The sequence below is a fragment of the Gimesia sp. genome (genome assembly GCF_040219335.1).
In the GTDB taxonomy this organism is placed as follows: domain Bacteria; phylum Planctomycetota; class Planctomycetia; order Planctomycetales; family Planctomycetaceae; genus Gimesia.
Window position 1 is genome coordinate 521,694 of the sequence record NZ_JAVJSQ010000029.1, and the last position, 17,636, is coordinate 539,329.

Sequence of the window (17,636 nt, forward strand, 5' to 3'; positions counted from 1 at the left end):
TCGTAGAGATTTCCCGATCGGAGGTGAAGTGAAGTAGATGAGTGCCGTGTCCGTATCAGGTCTCAATTCGATTTGACTGCTTCAAGCGGAGAGATCAGGCTGTCATGATCCTGATCGAGACGGTCGAAGGCGGCTGGGGGACCGGTGAATTCGCGGCGTGAAACGTCGCCGTCCCGGTTGTGGTCCATCAGGTTGAACCATTCCACATCGGAAGTCGTCGTCTTTCCCAGTTGATCCGGGTATCCCTGACTGACCACGAATAGTACGACATGCGGGATCTGCTGAAGATTCACGTGAGAGCCGGTAGTACATCCCGCCGCTTTCAGATTCTGCCAGATGTTCCTCAGTTCGCGAATGGAAAGTCCCGCATCGTGGTTCGTATCCAGCAGTTCAAATAACCCTCCGCCAGAGTAAATGCTGATTAGCAGCTGGCCGTGAATCAGTCGCTGTTGTAGCTGCAGCCATTGATCAATTTCATCCTGCGAGAGTACGCCGTTCCCGTTCCGGTCTCCCAGGGGAGTCAGCCAGGCGCGAGAGGGACGCCGATTTCGTGAGCGTTGTTCTGGTTCGGCTTGTGGTGGATCGGGATCTGCGTTAGCAATTTCCTCACGCAATTGAGAAAAAAGTTCGTTGAGGGGGCCGGGGATGCTCCAGCTTTCAAAACGTATTTGGGGGGGTGTCAGGTTCAGTCGCTGGTCGGAGATGTGGTCGGTTACAGAGAGACGCCAGACCGAATGATTCTCCGGTTTGACTTCAGCTTGTGAGTTGTGTCGTTTCAGGGTGAGATCGGATTGACCTGTTGGTGTCAGGGAGACTTCCTGTTCTGCCTTGAGTGCATGTGCGGCCCAACTGCCGGGATAAGTGGCATTCGGGATCAGTTCACCGACGCCGATGAGCTCATCATCATTCGTATCAAGTCTGCGGAGAACCGTTTCTGCCCGTTGGAGTTCCACTTCGGAAAGGTGGTGGTCTTTATCCGTGTCGAGAGCTTGTACCAGGGCCTGTGTCAAAGCTGAGGTATGTGGCAGAGTACCTGTGCCGATCTGAAGTTGCCCCGCGCCATGGCGTAGATAATAGTTTCGAAGCTGTGTCTTTGTGCATTTCTGAGACGAATCTTTGACGATTTCACTCAGCGAAGTAATCGCGGCGACGGGGGGCGTGAAAGCATTGCCCAGTGAGAGACGGACGGCGCGGGCGGAGGGGACCAGTTTGATTTCGTTTTTCTCGAGAGTTCCATTCTGGTTGGTGTCCACAAAATCAAAAATGGCATCGAAGGTCCCGGACCAGTAGACATCGAAAGGTTGTCCATTGATGGTGACCGGAATCTCAATTGTTCGAGGATGACCATCTCCCTGAAGTTCCAGAACAGTGGTGGCCTGCTCCGGTTGCGTCTGTCCCGCCTGAAGTTGAATTCCGGCTGACCAGAGAGCGAATGTGAGGATCAATGCAGTTTTCATAGTAGTTCCTCAAGGGGAGTGCCATCTGGATCTGCCAGTCGGATCGGGCGTCCGACGTTGGACATATTTTGTTTACGGGGATCGAGGCCTACGCCTCGGAAAATGGTGGCCATGAGATCTGCGGTGCGGGTGGGTTTCGATTTGATTTCAGCGCCATCAGCGCTGGTCTCTCCAATCACCTGACCTCCTCGAATGCCGGCACCGGCCAGCATCATGGCCCAGGAAGCGGGCCAGTGGTCCCGCCCATCCTGTCCGTTGATGCGCGGGGTGCGACCAAATTCACCCTGGCAGACAACCAGTGTATCTTTCAGGAGCCCCCGCTCGCGGAGATCGTTGAGGAGTGAGGCACAGCCACGATCCAGTTGTTGCGACAGTTCCTTGACGCGTTCAAAGTTATTCGAATGCGTGTCCCAGCCGTTAAGGGATACTTCCACAAAGCTGACGCCCCGTTCCACGAGCCTGCGTGCCATCAGGCAGCCCTGTCCAAATGAACCGGGGCCGTAGGCTTCACGGACTGATGCCTGTTCTTCTTCCAGGTTGAAGACAGAAGCAGCCTGGGGATTCATGAGTCGCAGGGCCCTGTCGCGGGCAGAGTTGAGTGCATCCGTAACTACAGAAGTGGGCATGGTAGACAGGGAGCCCAGTTCGGATTGCAGTTGCAACCGTTCTGTCTGCTGGTCTGGAGAGACCGGGGCGAGGTCCGCGACCTTCAGATCTGCATTGTCGGGGCCTCTGCGACGACTGCGTCCACCGACGACAAAGGGGGCGAACTGCGGACCAAGAAATCCGCCGCCACTGATAGCCGGTCGTCCTCCAATATGCACATAAGAGGGGATATCATTTTCGACATTGAATTCATGAGCCACCAGAGAGCCGAACGCTGGAAACTTGATCGCGCCCTGAGGTGTGTAGCCCGTCATCGAGACAAAGCGGGCACGGGAGTGATCCCCTTCACGTGTTGACATGGAACGAATCAGCGAGAAGTCCGCTGCCTGGGCAGCCAGTCCGGGGAGATGCTCACTGATCTGCATTCCGGGGACTTTCGTATCAATTTTCCGGAAGGGGCCGCCGTTCTGGTTTCCGGGTTTGAGATCCCAGAGGTCGATCGTGGCAGGGCCGCCGTTCAGCCAGATCAGAATCACTGATTTGGGCTTTTTCCCTGTGGCAGACGCCACATCGGCCAGGGCGGGGAGCCAGCTGGAAGTCGACCAGGCAGTGACTCCGAGGGCCATGTTTTTTAAAGCGGTCCGTCGTGAAAATGGGGGGGTGACCATAGGAAACTTCGCTTGTCTTAATGGTTGGTGTTGAACTCAGACGAATTAATCAGAGCCCAGAACAGGTTTCCCAGATGCTGTGAGTGGGAAGAGTCTGGATGAGATTTGAAACTGCGTTGCACAGCCTGCAGTTCGGCTGGTTGTGCATGTCGTCCCAGCACGGCAATAAATACGGTGTCAATCTGCTCTGCAGGAGTCATAAAGGGGGAGCTCACCAGAGAAGCGAGCACCCGATTCCCGTCGGGACAAGTCAGTTCGTTGATGAATCTGCCGTTCATGAGGGTCAGTGACTGTGCAATCGAACGTTCGGCACTGTGTGCGCGTTCGATGTAAAATTGTGTTGAAAACTCTTCTCGCTGACTGCGATCGTTACCGCCTCGAACATCGTCCCTTTCAGGGGCCAGCCCGGCTGCAGTCTGCAGGCTATCGTAGATCTGCTCGCCGGTGAGCCCACGTATGGTTGCTTTTGTAATGCGGAAGGTTGCGACGCTGTCTGCTTTGGGGTCGTTTTCCGTGGCGGGATTCTGTTTCTGAGTACTGCCCTTAGCGTCAGTGATACTTTGTGGCGACGATGACAACCGATATGCATTGGAGCTGACGATACCTTCCACCAGCGTCTGCAGATCATAGCCACTGTCGATGAAAGTCTGAGAGAGTTCATTCAACAGTTGGGCATGGGGGCCTGACTGGAATTCATCGCGACTGAGGTCATCCATCGGTTCAATGATAGCTTCACCGAAGAAGTGAGCCCAGAGCCGATTAACGGCATTTTTCGCCAGCAACTGTTCCTGGTTGGTTTTCATCCAGTCAACCAGCACCAGTCTCAGGGAAACGGAGTCGAGCTGCTGCGGCCATTGAATTTTCGTTTTGGAGAGCAGGGCTGGTTTATAAGCGAGTTTGGTATCGGGTATCTGGACTTCAGGGGGCTGTGGCTGATCTCCTTTGCCCATTACCGGCGGTGCGAAGAATGCAGCGGTCTGCCAGAACTGCTCGCGAGTCCAGCGGGAAAAGGGATGGTCGTGACATTGTGCACAATCGAGATTAATACCCAGGAATGCACGAGTGGAGCTGGCAGCGAGATTTTCCGGTTTTGAAAGATTGGCATCGTAAAATCCGACGGGAGTGGTGCTCTCAGGGACAATAGCTACCTGGTCTAAGGTTAGAATTTTCGTGACGAGTTCGTCATAAGGCGTCTTTTGTTGCAGCCGGTGAATGAGCCAGCGTTCGAAATTGCCGGTGACGGAATCAAATTCAGGGGTATCAGCCTGAGGCACCCAGGAACGGCGCCAGAAGGTCGCCATATTTCGGTAATAGACGCCCGAGTTCATCAGACGCGTGATCGCTTCACTGTGACGTGATTCGGAGGTATTTTCCAGGTAGTCATAGACTTCGATACTCGTGGGAATTCGCCCACCCAGATCGAGGGAGACCCGCCGCAGAAACTCGGCATCGGTAGCGAACTGGAGTTGGGGCTGGTTATCGGTTCCCAGGCGTTCGTCGATCAGATGGGAAATTGATCGCGGTGTGATCTCGGTGGCGAAGACGGTGGGAGCAAACGAGAGCGTAGCGACCAGGAAAAACAGGCTGGTCCCGATTATTCTCTGCACTGAAAACACCGTGCGTGGACACTGAATCCCCGGTGAATGAGTAAGTGGCTTGAATTTAGAAGTCGTCATGTTGAATCAGGTGCCCGTCATCTCGAATGGTGAGGTAAGCGAAGGTGAGTGGATCGAGTTTTTTTCCGATGAGTCGCACGCTGCCGTCGCAAAATAAAACGTTACCGCCTTCTTTGTGAAAACCGTAGATTCCCAGCCAGTTGTTACAGTTGACGCTGCAGTCGGTGCTGTCACCTCTCGGGGGGCGTTGTCCGGTTTCCGGATTGACTGCTCCAAAGGAAATCGATCCCCAGCCGGCCCAGGCACCGCGAGCATTAGGGCTCATGCCGAACTGTCCATCGCCGGGTTGTTTTTCCCGGTTGTACCAGGCCGCAGGACGTCCCGCCTGTTCGATCAACAGGAGTGTGTTCGAAAGCCCGTCAGTCACTTTTGAAAGGGGAAGATCCTGGTTGTCGGTCATGGGCTGACGCTGGTTGCCGATACGCCCGTCTTGGCCCATCGCGTTGATGCCGTAACCGCTACGGGCCATCTGCACGCCATTCGACGTGATGAAATCGACGGCTGCTGCTTTGCAGGAATAGACGGTTTCCTTATTCGGGTTGAGTGACTTGGTTGAGGCCTGCGACTGAATCTGTACGAATCGCTCTGCGGGACTGGCGGGGCAGAGGAAGACCGGTAGTTGCGTTTCGACAATTTGTTTGTTGCGGGGGTCGAAGAAATCAAAGCGCGTGTCGTAAGCGGTCGCCTGGTCGTCTGTCAAGAGGTGCGGCAGGATGAAACCACCCCAGCCGCCGTAAGCATTGCCGTCATTGAATCCGGAACGACGGGGAGGCAGGCCGCCGTGAACTTTTTCGTACTCGAAGAAAGCCGTTCCCAGCTGACGCAGGCTGTGCTGACAGGATTGTTCTCGTGCGGTATCCCGGGCGACGAGCATGCCAGGCAGCAAGATGACTGTCAGAAGTGCGACACAAAGGGTCGTGACGATGACTTCCAGAAGGGTGAACCACTCTCGCATAGGTGTTCTCTCTTTATTAAAAGGAGCGTACAAGTCTGTATCAGAATTCTCCAATGACTTCTCCGCCATTGATCGTAATGAGGGCGAAGAGGATGTTGGCATCAATCGATTCCGAGAGCATGTGAACCGAACCATCTGCGAAAGAAGCTTGTGCGCCGCCTGTATGAAAACTGTAGATTCCCTGACTGTTATTACAGTTGATGGAACAGGTCCCTACGGGGCCATCGCGGGTGACGGCATCACTGCCGAAGACCTGGACCTGAAACACCTGATAGGACGGCCAGGATCCCCAGCTGGTTGCCTGGCTCAAACCAGCATTCGATGGTTGTTTAATTCCACGAATGTAATAGTCGGGACGGCCCGCCTGTTCGGTAATCAACATGGTATTCGTCGTTCCATCTGTGATATCCCGGAACTTGCGAGTGCGGGGCAGATCGTCCATGGCTGTGATCTGGTTGTTTCCGCTTAAGCTTGAGACTCCATACAGATTGGAGCGAAAGCTGTTCGGACCGAAGTAGTCTCCTGCAATGCCTTCCGATGAAACACCACTGACGAGAACGGTGATCGGACGCGGTCCGGGAGCAGAAGGGCACATGAAAACTTTGAGAGGTACTTTTATATTGTCTGCGTTTTCGGGGTCGTAAAAATTCTTGTTGAAATCATATCGTCCCTGCAGATTTGCCTGATCGAGATAGGGTAGAATTGAAGGACCCCATCCGCGGCGGTTTCCTGATGAAAGAATTCTACGCGGGGGAAGAACTCTGAATGCGGATTCGTAGTTGTGCGCCGCCAGAGCAATCTGTTTGAGATTATTCTTACAACTCATCCGTCGCGCGGCTTCACGAGCCTGTTGTACGGCTGGAAGTAAAAGTGCGATCAGAATCGCGATGATGGCGATGACAACTAGCAGTTCAATCAGCGTAAAGCCGAAACGCGGTTTTCTGGTGGACAATCGGGCCACGAAATCTGTTCCCCCTCATTTAAATGCTCATCAGGCAGGTAGCTAGAAAGATTTAACTGTCGCAACAGTTGTGCCAAACCAGTTTGTCGTTGATTCTGGTATATTTCGCAGCTTTGAAAGGGGGGGCTGCAGGTGATGTGTCGGTATGGTCGACCTGGGTGGCGAATTATTCGACGCCTGTCAGGAGATGAGTGTGATGACTTCTGGGGCGGTTCCCGTCTTTTTTATTTCCCGTTTCAGCTTGCTGGTCAGTCCAGCCAGAGCAATCCGTGCCTGAGTCTGTTCCACCGGATGGGTGATCTCAACTTGTTCCTGATCGGCCCGATAGCAGAATTCTCCTGAGAGGTCCCCTGCGTTAATAATATCCGGAAAAAACTGGTACCAGAAATGGTGGTTTGACTGTCGGATCAGAATAGCCTTGAAGTGTGAAATTGTCATTGGTGATCCACTTCAGGAGCAGTTGTGGTAGAGCTGGAACAGGGGGCTGTCATCTCGACGAGCAGAAGCGTGATGTCATCCTGTTGAGCGCCACCTGCCCGAAACTGGGAAAGCGTTGAGCGGATCTGCTCAGCCGTTTCGCTGACTGACAGGTGCTGACACTCCTGTAGCAAGGCGGTCAAACGTTTGCGACCAAACATTTCCCCTGCGGGGCTGTGGGTTTCGGAGACGCCGTCAGTGAGCATCAGCAGGCGGTCTCCCTGATTCAGTTGGAGACAGATTGTATTCCAGGACGTCTCCTGCTCAATTCCGACCAGGAGCCCGGTTGTTTCAGACTCGGAAATTTCTCCTGTCGAGCTGAGAATGCAGGCCGGTTCATGCCCTGCACTGGCGTATTCAATGGCATGAGTCTCAGGATGGATTGAAATCAACTGCATGGAAACGAATTCGCCCACGGGACTGATGACAGTAAAGCGACGGTTTATGAATTCCATGATTTCCGCCGGGCAACTCGAATGTTCGCAGGCCTGGATGAGCAGGGTCTTCAGAACTGCGGCGCTCATGGCGGCTGAGATTCCATGACCGGTAATATCTGCGACACAGAACAGCCAGGCACCATCTTCGAGTTGCAGAACATCATAATAGTCACCGCCAACTTCGTCAGCGGGGTGGTAGATGGTTGCAACATCCAGGCCTGGTACATCGATTTTTCGGGGATGCAGATTCTCCTGAATCATACGTGCTTTATTCATCTGGCGTTGGCGCACTTTCTCGACTGCAGCGAGCGAGGTACTCATCGCATTGATTTCATGAGTCAGATAATTGAGCTCCATACTGTGGAAGGTTTCCGACTGCGTTCCGAGTTCGCCCTGTCCAATGAGCTGGACGGTTTGCATTAACTGATCGAGGGGACGGGTGACAATGTAGGTCAGGGCCAGGTTGATCATGATCCCTGTGATGAAGGCGAGCACGATGAAGCCGGTGAGGCGGTTCAGCACTTCCGATAAGACATCGCCGTACAGATTGTCTACGGTTTCAGAGACGGAGACAGTGATGCCTCCCTCACGGAATGTTCCGACCACAATTTCGGAATTATGGAAGTGGGTTAGTTTGCCGGGGGAACGGGCTGCCTGACGGATGGCTGTGATCAGTTCCTCTGATTGACCTGCGTCGGAGATGGCGGGGCGTTCCGGTTTTTCAAATGTAATTAAGATGTGATGTTCCGGGGCATGGATCTCCTGCATCTGGCGATGGATGGTATTGATATATTTCTGAATTTCGGTTCGTTCTTCCTGCTGCATTTCCAGAATGGTGGGGAGGATGGTGGCAGCTTCTTCTTCGAGAGCGATGCGTTTGTCATTCAGGCGGGCTGCGAGATCGCGCTGGTAGGAGAAGAGCAGAAAAACAACCACAAAAATTCCCAGTACCATGTTCACGACCAGCAGAAGCTGGAAACGAATTGTTCGTTTTACCGGTGGCATTTGTGGGGGCTTCATGTCGATCGCAGGTATTGACCTTGAGGCGGGCTGGGTTGAAGAAGTTATGAAAGTCTTCCCACTCTTTTAGTGTTGCGAGGAGTAAAACACAACAGTCTGTCTGGCTGAATGGTCTGCTGCTGATCTGTAATATCAAGTGAAATGAATATCTGAACAAATTCTCAAATTTATCAATAGTCATCTTTACAGTTCATGTTGCTGAGGTATGTTCTAAATAAGATCTTGATATTCAGGCTGCGCTCTGTACCTGCATGGATTCCAACTCATTTCCCCCATTTCCATGTTCAATGTCAGCATACATTGTTTTCCGTCCGGGTACGCGCCTGCGCGCTGGAAAGGACTTGTATCATGCGTCTGCTGTTACTCCTGGTGTTTGTGTTACTGACTTCTGTTTCGGCTGGTTGCAGCAGCCATGGTGCCGATATGCCCGAACTGGGGCAGGTGCATGGAAAGGTAACGCTGGATGGTCAGCCGCTCTCTGGCGTGAATCTGCTGTTCGAGCCAGAAACGGGGCGCACTTCCCGGGCTACTACGCAAGAGGATGGAAGCTACTCAGCCCAATATCTGATTGATGAAGCCGGTGTCAAAGTGGGGCCCAGTGTGGTGCGACTGGAGTGGGGCATTGATGCCAGCGGCCCCAAGATCCCGGCGAAATACGGGACAAAGAGTGAATTAAAACTGGATGTGCAACCGGGAGACAACGTGTTCGATATCGAAATGAAATCAAAGTAATGTTCGCGAAGAGACTGCTGCGTTCTCAATGAGTGGTATGCTTCGTTTCAGTGTTTTGAGATAAAGAGGAGCGTCGACATGAGTCAGTCTGGAAGCTTGAGAAAACGTGGGTTCACATTGATTGAACTGCTGGTGGTGATTGCCATTATAGCAATCCTGATCGCGCTGTTGCTGCCTGCGGTTCAGCAGGCACGTGAGGCAGCACGACGTTCGACCTGCAAAAACAGTATGAAGCAGATCGGACTGGCGATGCAGAACTATCACGATGTGCACAACACCTTTCCTCCAGGATATGTCACTAAAACGCACTGCAGTTCTGCTTCGGTCTGGTCTGGCTGCAATCAGGGGGAACTGGGTGTTTACGGCTGGGGGGCGTTTATACTGCCCTTTATCGATCAGGCTCCCTTGTACAATCTGCTTAATATTGGTGGTGTGACGCTGGATCAGAATCTGGCGAATGCCAGTACTCGACAGGCATTGCAGCAGCCATTGGCTATTTTTCTCTGTCCCTCAGATCCGGGGCCGAGCCTTAACGACTACGTTTCCGGTACGAACAATTATAATTTTACAGTTACAGATGGAACGACACCCTATCAGATTGCCCGTTCCGATTATGTGATGGTGGCCAATGCCTGGGACAGTACGACGCCTCCCGTATATTCCGTTTCCTATGGCGCGGCACATGGAATTGGATACGCGAATTCCCGGGTTCGTTTTCGGGATATCATCGATGGTAGCAGCAACACCATTCTGGTTGGCGAACGAGCTTACATTTATAAGAGTACAAATAAGGTGGGTGGCGCCAATGTGATTGGCTTTTCCGGATCGAATAATACCCAGAGCAGCAGTTATGCCCGCAAGGGAAATGGCATGGCGGTGCTGGGGCTGACGTATAACGGTATCAATGCATTGGCGGGAGCCGAGCATGATGTGCGAGGATTCAGCAGTAATCATGTTGGTGGGGCGCATTTTGTTTTCTGCGATGGATCGGTGCATTTCCTCAGTGAGAACATTGATTACAAGAAAGGATCGGTGTCCACGGCCAATTATCTGCAGAACATCAATTCCACGTTTCAAAGGCTGGCGGTTCGAGATGATGGCCAGGTGGTTGGTGAATTCTAATTTCTGATCAACGGTGGTGCCCCACATGTATAAACGAAATCACCAGCAGGGGAATGGTTTCCCGCTGCTGGTGATTGAATTGTGATCGTCTCTGGTTGAGATCAGTTGACCGAACCCTCTTTAGGCTGAGCGGCAACTTTCTTGACCGACTGCCACTGTTTGAACTGAGGGGACGCAGTAAACTTATCAAAGTTGTCCAGTTCGCTCAGGTCGAGGTCTTCGTAGGCAAAACCGAACTTGTTGTTGAGAACATCAAGGTATTTGATACTCGCATCGAACTGTCCCTGCATGACCGAAAGATTGATCAGGTGCAGGTAAGGCTGCAGCAGGTCTGGTTCGAGCTCAGACGCTTTACTGGCGTATTTTCCTGCGAGGTTGTGATCTCCCATTTCAATCAATACTCCGGCCCGTACTGAATAGAGGTAAGGATCGGTGGTTTTGATGGCAGCCGTCAGGCGATCGATGCTTTCGAGGGCCTGTTTGTATTGTTTGGTCATTGAGAAATAATCTATGCTGAGCAGTTCTGCTGCCGGGTCCTGTGGGTGATATTTCCGATAGGCGCCTAGTACAGACTGGTATTTTTTATCGTTCTCAGTTTCGATCGTGTTCTGAGCCAGGAAGAGCAGGACGATTTTCTCGTTTTTGTACTCGTTCGGGAGTTGTGTGTATGTCTGGAATGGATCTGTTTTATCAGTTGCTGCTGTCAGGAAGTCGTACCGCTTTTTCTGGTTAATGATCCGGCTCTTTTCCTGATCGCTGAGTTTATCTTTGACGTCCAGATGTGCTTTATAGATTTCGGGCAGGTAAAGTCGCTGCAGGGACTGGGAAATCAGTTCGCCTGTTGACAGGCTGTCGATGTCGACAATTTTCAGTTCGCCGGAGGCCTGCTTCTCGATGATCAGGGCCTGGTAGTTCAATGTCCAGTCGGGACGCAGGAAGCGGAAAATGACTTTGAACTGGTTGTCTTCCTTACGCATCGCGAGGAAGCGGTAATCTGCTCCGCTACCGACTTCGGCCAGAATCTCGGAATCAATCCCCTGGTTATTTTCAGAGTAGGCGGTTTCCAGCTGCTTGCGGACCGGCTGGATAGCCTCTTTGACGGCTGGATTCTGTTCGTAGTCCCCCAACACCCGATTGATGAAGGTGGTCCAGTCAAACAGGGCGCGGAATTTGGCAGCGTCCTGCGAATAGGCGGTCAGCTGAATTTCCTTACCGAAAGCCTGCAATTCCTGAGGTGTCATGGGCCCGGGAGCTGCTGACAGGTGTTCAGTTGATGCGAAGCTGGTTGCCAGGACGGTGATGGCGACGAGCAGGGACTGGAAAAAGGGGCGATTGATACGATGATCCGTCATGTCAATTCTCGATCTTCCTGATCTTGTGGCTGGTGATGATGTATACTGATGTCTTGTCAGGTGTCACAAACAAAAAATATCATTTTTGATATCGTCTGATGTGTGCCCTGTAGCTTGACAGTTGTTTTAAAAATTGCGTAGTATGTGCGATTCCTGTCAGAAAGGTGGGTGGGAGAGATCCCGGTGCGCTCACTGAATGATAATAATGCTGTCAATATGCAGTAAGTTGTTTTTCTAATACAGTTTAAGTTAAGTCAGGTGTTTTAAGGCGGTCTGATTCATGGCAGTTCCAAAAAGACGGATGTCAAAATCCAACTCTCGTAAGAGACGTAGTCACAATGGTGTAAAGGCTGGCAAGCCTACCTATTGCCCCCAATGTGGTACCGCGTCCCCTTCTCATGCCATTTGCCCTCACTGTGGTTTCTATCAGGGGCGAACCATCGTTGATACTGAGGACTAAGCACCCATGCGGATTGCACTGGATGCAATGGGGGGAGATTTTGCCCCTGAACCGAACATAAAGGGAGCGATCGACGCATTGCAGGCGGAACCCGCTCTGGAAGTGGTGCTGGTGGGTCCGCAGGATCTTCTTGAATCACAGATTGAGGCTTCCGGTTACAGCGGAGATCGTCTGTCGATCGTGCATGCCAGTCAGGTGGTGGGGATGGAAGAAAAACCCACCGAAGCCATGCGGCAAAAGCCTGACAGCTCTATCTCGGTCTGCTGGAAACTGATGGCGGCGCACGAAGTAGATGCAGTTGTCAGTGCAGGCAATACCGGTGCGGTAGTCGCATCGGGTTTGAAGACGCGGCTCTTTCTGAAAGAAGTTAAGCGTCCCGGGATTGCCGTCACGCTGCCAACTGTGGCTGGCCACGCTGTTCTGATGGACGTTGGGGCAAACCCTTCTGCTCGTCCGGCGCACCTGTATCAGTATGCAGTCATGGGCGAGATCTATGCACGCGAAGTGCTGGGCGTGGCATCACCTAAGGTTGGTCTGATCAATATCGGCAGTGAAGACGTTAAGGGGAACGATCTCTATCGTGATACCTATCGTCTGCTAAACGACAGCCCGCTTAAAGGGAGCTTCGTAGGTAACGTCGAAGGGCGGGGCTTATACCAGGGAGAGGCAGACGTTCTGATCTGCGAAGGTTTCGTCGGAAATGTGGTGCTCAAAGTCAGCGAAGGTATGGCTGAATTCCTGATGAAGGAAGCGTCACAGCAGATTCTGGGGAGCCTCGATCAGGAGAAGGGGCAGGCATTGCAGGCGTTTCAGGAGATGGCCAAGCGATTCCGCTATCATGAGACAGGCGGAGCTCCGCTGCTGGGAATTGACGGGATTTGCATTATCTGTCATGGTTCCAGTGATGCCCACTCTATCACGAATGCCTTGAAAGGAAGTATCATGTTCAAGGATCGTGGCATCAATTCCCAGATCGCCGAACATCTGGCTCAAAAGCCGGTAGCTTAATATAGCGGCGTCATAACTAGATCAGCGCAAGTTCAATTTAGAGGGATCGACCCGTGAGCAGAATCGCCTTTTTGTTTCCCGGACAGGGTGCTCAACACGTAGGTATGGGTAAGACCATCGTCGAGAAATATCCGGCTGCGAAAGAGCTGTTTGATCGCGCAGCGGATATTCTTCAGTATGATCTGGCAAAGCTCTGCTTCGAAGGGCCGAGTGAAGAACTGGATTCTACGGTCATCAGTCAGCCGGCACTGTTTGTGACCAGTCTGGCTGCTCTGGAAATGCTGCGGGCGGATTCTCCCGATAAGGTTCTGGCGTGCGAAATGACGGCCGGATTGAGCCTGGGGGAATACACGGCTCTGGTATTTGCCGGTGCAATGAGTTTTGAGGATGGCCTGCGGGTCGTTCAGCGTCGTGGCGAAGCCATGCAGGCTGCTGCGGATGCCAACCCTTCCGGTATGGTCAGCATTCTGTTGCTGGACCGGGATAAGGTCGCAGAAATCTGTGAGGCCGCTTCTTCAGCCGGAAGGATCTGGATCGCCAATTATCTGTGTCCGGGTAATATTGTGTTATCAGGTGAAAACAGCGCCTGCGAGCGGGCAGCAGAACTGGCTGAACAGGAAGGTGGGCGTGCGATTCCCCTGGCGGTGGCTGGTGCGTTTCATACTGAAATCATGAAGCCCGCTGATAGTAAACTATCCGAAGCTCTGGCAGGAGTAGGACTGAAAAAACCGGAAATTCCGGTGATTTCCAACGTGGACGCCAAAACTCATGAAGATCCGGACGAGATTCGCGAATTACTGATTCGCCAGGTTCTCAGTCCTGTGCTCTGGGAGGATTCGATCCGCGCCATGCTGGATGCGGGATTTGATGAATTCTATGAAATCGGTCCTGGGAAAGTTTTGAAGGGGCTGATGAAGCGTATTAATCGCAAGATTTCCTGTGAGACGGTTAACGATTCATAGGAAATCTGGGGCAAAAGTGCCTCAGATGCGAAAGTGCATGCAAAAAGGCAGTAGTGAGTTCCGGTTCATCTGTCTGAAAAATTCAGAGCTTGATCTATTCTATCGATCTGTGCTACAACAACTTACGAGGCTCCGACAGGGAAATTCTATCAGAAGACAAAATCAGCAGTTCTCGGGCTGGTAAAGTTGGTCGAGGCTGATTATGAGAGAACTCTGGTGGAGTAGACAAGACTCATAATTCTTGTCGCAATTTAAGGTTTACATAAATCGGGAAACTGGATATATCATCGCTACAACTGTTGGTGAATCCATACAAGTTGATATGGTAAAGATGTTTCCAGCCATAGAAAAAGTAAAAACTATCACTAAGACGGTGAAGGAGAAGAAGCGTGTCAATTGAAGAAAAAGTGGTTGGTATCGTAAGCGAGCAGTTAGGCCATCCTAAAGAAGACATCACTCTCGACAGCAAGTTTATTGACGACCTGAAGGCTGATTCACTCGACATTGTCGAACTGGTAATGGAATTCGAAGATGAATTCGATGTCACCATTCCTGACGATGATTATGACAAAATCAAAACCGTTGGTGATGTGGTTGGCTATATCACTGAAAAAGCCAGCTGATTAAACACGCGTTAATCAGACAAAAACCACAAGTGTTTTGAATCTACAGGGTCCTGTCTTTTCATTGTAGGAAGTGTTCTCGGATGCGCAGGAGAGTCGTCGTTACCGGAGTTTCTGTCGTAACGGCTCTGGGTTTAGATGTCTCAGAGTTTTGGGACAAGTTGTGCGCTGGTAAAAGCGGTATCGGTCCCCTCGAACGTTTTGACTGCTCCGACTACAAAGTCCGTTTTGGCGGCGAAATCAAAGATTTCAACGCAGCCGATTATACGAATCTTTCTTCAAAAGATCTGAAGCGAGTCGATCGTTTCGTCCAGTTTGGTCTGGTTGGGGCGCATATTGCCTACCGCCAGGCACAGTTGGAAGGGTTTGAGGGAGATCCTTATCGCAGAGGCGTCCTGATTGGCAGTGGTATCGGCGGTTTGAATGAAATTGAAAACCAGCACGATAAGCTCTACAACCAGGGCCCGGCGCGAGTATCGCCTTTCATGATCCCCAAGTTGATGGTCAACGCTGCCAGTGGGAATATTTCAGTTGCTTATGAACTGAAAGGTCCTAATAGTGCTGTGGCGACCGCTTGTGCTTCGGCGACAAATGCGATCGGCGATGCCTACAAGCTGATTCAGAATGATGTGGCTGATATCATGGTGACTGGCGGCAGCGAAGCGGCAGTCACTCCGATGGGGCTTTCCGGCTTTGCCCGGATGAACGCTCTGTCCACGCGAAATGATGATCCCCAGGCGGCCAGCCGTCCTTTCGATCGTGATCGCGACGGGTTCGTGATGGCGGAAGGTGCCGGCATCGTCGTTCTGGAAGAGTACGAACACGCCAAAAAACGGGGTGTACCAATTCTGGCTGAGGTAGTCGGTTATGGCATGTCTGCTGATGGCACGCACATGACGGCCCCTGATCCGGAAGGCCGTGGTGCAGCCCGTGCCATGCTGCATGCAATCAAGGACGCCGGGCTGAACCCGGAAGATATTGATTACATCAATACGCATGGTACGAGTACCCCGCTGGGTGATGTTGCAGAAACCGTGGCCATCAACACCGTCTTTGGTTCGCACGTCAAATCGATGCCTGTTTCCAGTACGAAAGGGCATCTGGGGCACCTGCTGGGGGCTTCTGGTGGTGTCGAGTTCGTGGTGGGCGTCAAGGCGCTGATGGAGCAGGTCGCACCTCCTACGATTAACCTGGACAATCCAGACGAGCGGTGCAATCTCGATTATGTTCCCAATGAGCCACGCGAAATGAAGCTCGAGCGGGTGATGAAGAACAGCTTCGGATTCGGTGGACATAACGCCTGTCTGATTATGCAGAAAGCCCCTTAATAGCAGGGCTTGTTCTGGTGTCTGGTGTGTGCTCGTCTGTATATATCTCCGGCGCTCGATGGTTGTCCTGCTGCTCCCGAAGAGATTTCCCGGATAATTATTGATCTGGCAGTCGCGTCAGGCTTGAAAATCGCGCCTCGATTGTCTTGACTATCTCCTGTTGCCGGTTCATTACTGGGTCAAAATAGTGTACGAATGTCTGATTTTTGTGGTTGAGCTGGGTTCAAGTCCAAAGCAGACGCTCGTCAGTTGGTCTCGGCGTGCTGAATATCAGCAGTATCTATCCTGGGAAGAGGGTTTTTAGTGCTGAGGTAGGCAAAAGTCTTGTCTGGACCAGATTATCCTCTACGATGAAGTTACATTATTCACAAGCAGCCGGCATATTCGATTAGCGGGACTTTCAAAAGAGATTCAAATGAATACAGAATCACGACGTCGTATTCTGATTACCGGGATGGGGATTCTCAGCCCGATCGGAATTGGAACAGAAGCGTTTCAGGCCAGTCTGATGTCGGGGACTTCGGGCATTAAAAAATCAGAGCTGTATGATTTCCTGGCAGCTCCTGACACCTGCGTGGCGGAAGTCTCTGATTTCAATGACAGTACGATTAAAAAAGAGTATCTGAAGCAGCAGCGCAGAAGTCTCAAAGTGATGTGCCGCGAAATTCAGCTGGGTGTTGCTTCTGCCAATCTGGCGATGGATGATTCAGGGATCGACTTGGAAACCGTCGACAGCGAACGTTTTGGGATTGAGTTTGGTGCGAACCTGATGCTCAGCCCTCCGGAAGTGCTTTACAGCGCCTGCATGGCCAGCACCGAAGGCACCGAGTTTCAATACGAAAGATGGGGGACAGACGGCCTTCCCAAGATGGAGCCACTTTGGCTGCTGAAATATCTGCCGAACATGCCGGCCTGTCACATCGGAATTGTGATGGATGCGCGCGGTCCCAGCAACTCGATCACGCAGGCTGAAGCGTCCGGTAATCTGGTGCTGGGTGAAGCTCAGAGGATTATCGAACGTGACTGGGCTGATGTCATGGTCGCTGGTGTGACTGGAACCCGGATACATGAAGTCAAATCGATTCACGCGAAGTTGTGGGATGAACTGGCTGACTCTCCGGCAGATTTCTCAAAACGTTCTCGTCCTTTTGATAAGGCACGTAATGGTCAGGTCGTGGGTGAAGCAGCCTGCTCACTGTTGCTGGAAGAGAAATCTCATGCTGAGAAGCGTGGGGCCAAGGTCTGGGGCGAACTGCTCGGGACTGGTGCTTCCTGTGTTGTAGGTCGGGATGGTGTTCCTGATACCCGGACTTCGATTGCCAATGCCATTAAACTCGCATTTAAGCGTGCTGGTGTCGAAGCAGGGGATATTGGTCATATTAATGCTCACGGTTTGGGTGATACCAAGCTGGATGTCGAAGAGTATCAGGCGATTTGTGACATCTTTGGTGACAAGGCGACAGAAATTCCGGTTACTGCTCTGAAGAGTTACTTTGGTAATTCCGGATCCGCCTGTGGAATCGTGGAGGCCAGTGGTTCACTGGTGGGGCTGAAGCAGGGAGTTATTCCGGTGACATTAAATTATGAAACTCAGGATGCAGATTGTCCGTTGAATGTGGTTCGAAATGAGCCGCAGCCGACCGACAACAAGCTGTTCCTGAAGATCAGTACCACGACTTTTGGCCAGGCCAGTGCCTCGGTTGTCTGTGGCGTCTGAACTCGAATCAATCATTGAAAAAGCCCCGCCGGGATGATCCTGGCGGGGCTTTTTTTATTGTCATTTCAGGATGAA

Annotated in this window: 16 protein-coding genes; 8 read left to right on the plus strand and 8 right to left on the minus strand. The window is 52.0% G+C overall.

Annotation, left to right across the window (positions count from 1 at the left end; all coding sequences use genetic code 11):
* Positions 1–62: 62 nt before the first annotated feature.
* The 7 genes from RID21_RS23890 to RID21_RS23920 form a co-directional block, all read right to left on the minus strand.
* Positions 63–1,457 carry an EF-hand domain-containing protein gene (locus RID21_RS23890; RefSeq protein ID WP_350193281.1) on the minus strand — a complete coding sequence of 465 codons (1,395 nt, stop codon included), beginning with the start codon at positions 1,455–1,457 and terminating at the stop codon, positions 63–65.
* Entirely contained in the window at positions 1,454–2,731 is a 1,278-nt protein-coding gene (locus RID21_RS23895) for a DUF1501 domain-containing protein (RefSeq protein ID WP_350193283.1), read from the minus strand. Before RID21_RS23895 ends, RID21_RS23890 begins: the two co-directional genes overlap by 4 nt.
* A 17-nt stretch (positions 2,732–2,748) precedes the next feature.
* The gene (locus tag RID21_RS23900) at positions 2,749–4,338 is read right to left on the minus strand and encodes a DUF1549 domain-containing protein (RefSeq protein ID WP_350193285.1); all 1,590 of its coding nucleotides are present in this window, start codon (positions 4,336–4,338) and stop codon (positions 2,749–2,751) included.
* 55 nt (positions 4,339–4,393) lie between these two features.
* A complete protein-coding gene (locus RID21_RS23905; protein ID WP_350193287.1) occupies positions 4,394–5,362 on the minus strand; it encodes a DUF1559 family PulG-like putative transporter in 969 nt (322 codons plus the stop codon).
* Between the two features lie 40 nt (positions 5,363–5,402).
* Complete coding sequence (locus RID21_RS23910; protein ID WP_350193289.1) at positions 5,403–6,323, minus strand: DUF1559 domain-containing protein; 921 nt, start codon at positions 6,321–6,323, stop codon at positions 5,403–5,405.
* A 180-nt stretch (positions 6,324–6,503) separates the two neighbouring features.
* Positions 6,504–6,761: a hypothetical protein gene (locus RID21_RS23915; RefSeq protein ID WP_350193291.1), complete on the minus strand. Its 258-nt coding sequence runs from the start codon at positions 6,759–6,761 to the stop codon at positions 6,504–6,506.
* Positions 6,758–8,242, minus strand: a complete 1,485-nt coding sequence (locus RID21_RS23920) for a PP2C family protein-serine/threonine phosphatase (RefSeq protein ID WP_350193293.1) — start codon at positions 8,240–8,242, stop codon at positions 6,758–6,760. Before RID21_RS23920 ends, RID21_RS23915 begins: the two co-directional genes overlap by 4 nt.
* Positions 8,243–8,605: 363 nt before the next feature.
* Between RID21_RS23920 and RID21_RS23925 the strand changes: the two genes are divergently transcribed.
* Together RID21_RS23925 and RID21_RS23930 are read left to right on the plus strand one after the other, a co-directional pair.
* Entirely contained in the window at positions 8,606–8,989 is a 384-nt protein-coding gene (locus RID21_RS23925) for a carboxypeptidase-like regulatory domain-containing protein (RefSeq protein ID WP_350193295.1), read from the plus strand.
* Between the two features lie 78 nt (positions 8,990–9,067).
* The gene (locus RID21_RS23930; RefSeq protein ID WP_145037458.1) at positions 9,068–10,111 is read left to right on the plus strand and encodes a DUF1559 family PulG-like putative transporter; all 1,044 of its coding nucleotides are present in this window, start codon (positions 9,068–9,070) and stop codon (positions 10,109–10,111) included.
* A gap of 101 nt (positions 10,112–10,212) precedes the next feature.
* Here the strand turns inward: RID21_RS23930 and RID21_RS23935 are convergent, their stop codons facing one another.
* Positions 10,213–11,463 carry a hypothetical protein gene (locus RID21_RS23935; protein ID WP_350193297.1) on the minus strand — a complete coding sequence of 417 codons (1,251 nt, stop codon included), beginning with the start codon at positions 11,461–11,463 and terminating at the stop codon, positions 10,213–10,215.
* Positions 11,464–11,743: 280 nt separating this feature from the next.
* Here RID21_RS23935 and rpmF point away from each other — a divergent pair, with 280 nt between their 5' ends.
* From rpmF to RID21_RS23965, 6 genes are all read left to right on the plus strand, one after another.
* Positions 11,744–11,923, plus strand: a complete 180-nt coding sequence (rpmF, locus tag RID21_RS23940; protein WP_350193299.1) for a 50S ribosomal protein L32 — start codon at positions 11,744–11,746, stop codon at positions 11,921–11,923.
* 6 nt (positions 11,924–11,929) lie between these two features.
* On the plus strand, positions 11,930–12,931 hold the full coding sequence (gene plsX / locus RID21_RS23945) for a phosphate acyltransferase PlsX (protein WP_350193301.1): 1,002 nt from the start codon (positions 11,930–11,932) through the stop codon (positions 12,929–12,931).
* Positions 12,932–12,984: 53 nt separating this feature from the next.
* Positions 12,985–13,893, plus strand: a complete 909-nt coding sequence (gene fabD, locus RID21_RS23950) for an ACP S-malonyltransferase (RefSeq protein WP_149341290.1) — start codon at positions 12,985–12,987, stop codon at positions 13,891–13,893.
* A 389-nt stretch (positions 13,894–14,282) separates the two neighbouring features.
* Positions 14,283–14,516 (plus strand): acyl carrier protein, encoded by a 234-nt coding sequence (gene acpP / locus RID21_RS23955; RefSeq protein WP_002649181.1) that lies wholly within the window; start codon positions 14,283–14,285, stop codon positions 14,514–14,516.
* 83 nt (positions 14,517–14,599) lie between these two features.
* Complete coding sequence (gene fabF / locus RID21_RS23960; protein ID WP_350193303.1) at positions 14,600–15,844, plus strand: beta-ketoacyl-ACP synthase II; 1,245 nt, start codon at positions 14,600–14,602, stop codon at positions 15,842–15,844.
* A gap of 415 nt (positions 15,845–16,259) precedes the next feature.
* A complete protein-coding gene (locus RID21_RS23965; RefSeq protein WP_350193305.1) occupies positions 16,260–17,561 on the plus strand; it encodes a beta-ketoacyl-[acyl-carrier-protein] synthase family protein in 1,302 nt (433 codons plus the stop codon).
* The last annotated feature ends 75 nt before the right edge of the window (positions 17,562–17,636 follow it).

Coding starts and splice junctions, on each gene's coding strand:
- RID21_RS23890 (WP_350193281.1), bottom strand. CDS start 1,457: ATGAAAACTGCATTGATCCTCACATTCGCTCTCTGGTCAGCCGGAATT.
- RID21_RS23895 (WP_350193283.1), bottom strand. CDS start 2,731: ATGGTCACCCCCCCATTTTCACGACGGACCGCTTTAAAAAACATGGCC.
- RID21_RS23905 (WP_350193287.1), bottom strand. CDS start 5,362: ATGCGAGAGTGGTTCACCCTTCTGGAAGTCATCGTCACGACCCTTTGT.
- RID21_RS23915 (WP_350193291.1), bottom strand. CDS start 6,761: ATGACAATTTCACACTTCAAGGCTATTCTGATCCGACAGTCAAACCAC.
- RID21_RS23920 (WP_350193293.1), bottom strand. CDS start 8,242: ATGCCACCGGTAAAACGAACAATTCGTTTCCAGCTTCTGCTGGTCGTG.
- RID21_RS23925 (WP_350193295.1), top strand. CDS start 8,606: ATGCGTCTGCTGTTACTCCTGGTGTTTGTGTTACTGACTTCTGTTTCG.
- RID21_RS23930 (WP_145037458.1), top strand. CDS start 9,068: ATGAGTCAGTCTGGAAGCTTGAGAAAACGTGGGTTCACATTGATTGAA.
- RID21_RS23935 (WP_350193297.1), bottom strand. CDS start 11,463: ATGACGGATCATCGTATCAATCGCCCCTTTTTCCAGTCCCTGCTCGTC.
- rpmF (WP_350193299.1), top strand. CDS start 11,744: ATGGCAGTTCCAAAAAGACGGATGTCAAAATCCAACTCTCGTAAGAGA.
- plsX (WP_350193301.1), top strand. CDS start 11,930: ATGCGGATTGCACTGGATGCAATGGGGGGAGATTTTGCCCCTGAACCG.
- fabF (WP_350193303.1), top strand. CDS start 14,600: ATGCGCAGGAGAGTCGTCGTTACCGGAGTTTCTGTCGTAACGGCTCTG.
- RID21_RS23965 (WP_350193305.1), top strand. CDS start 16,260: ATGAATACAGAATCACGACGTCGTATTCTGATTACCGGGATGGGGATT.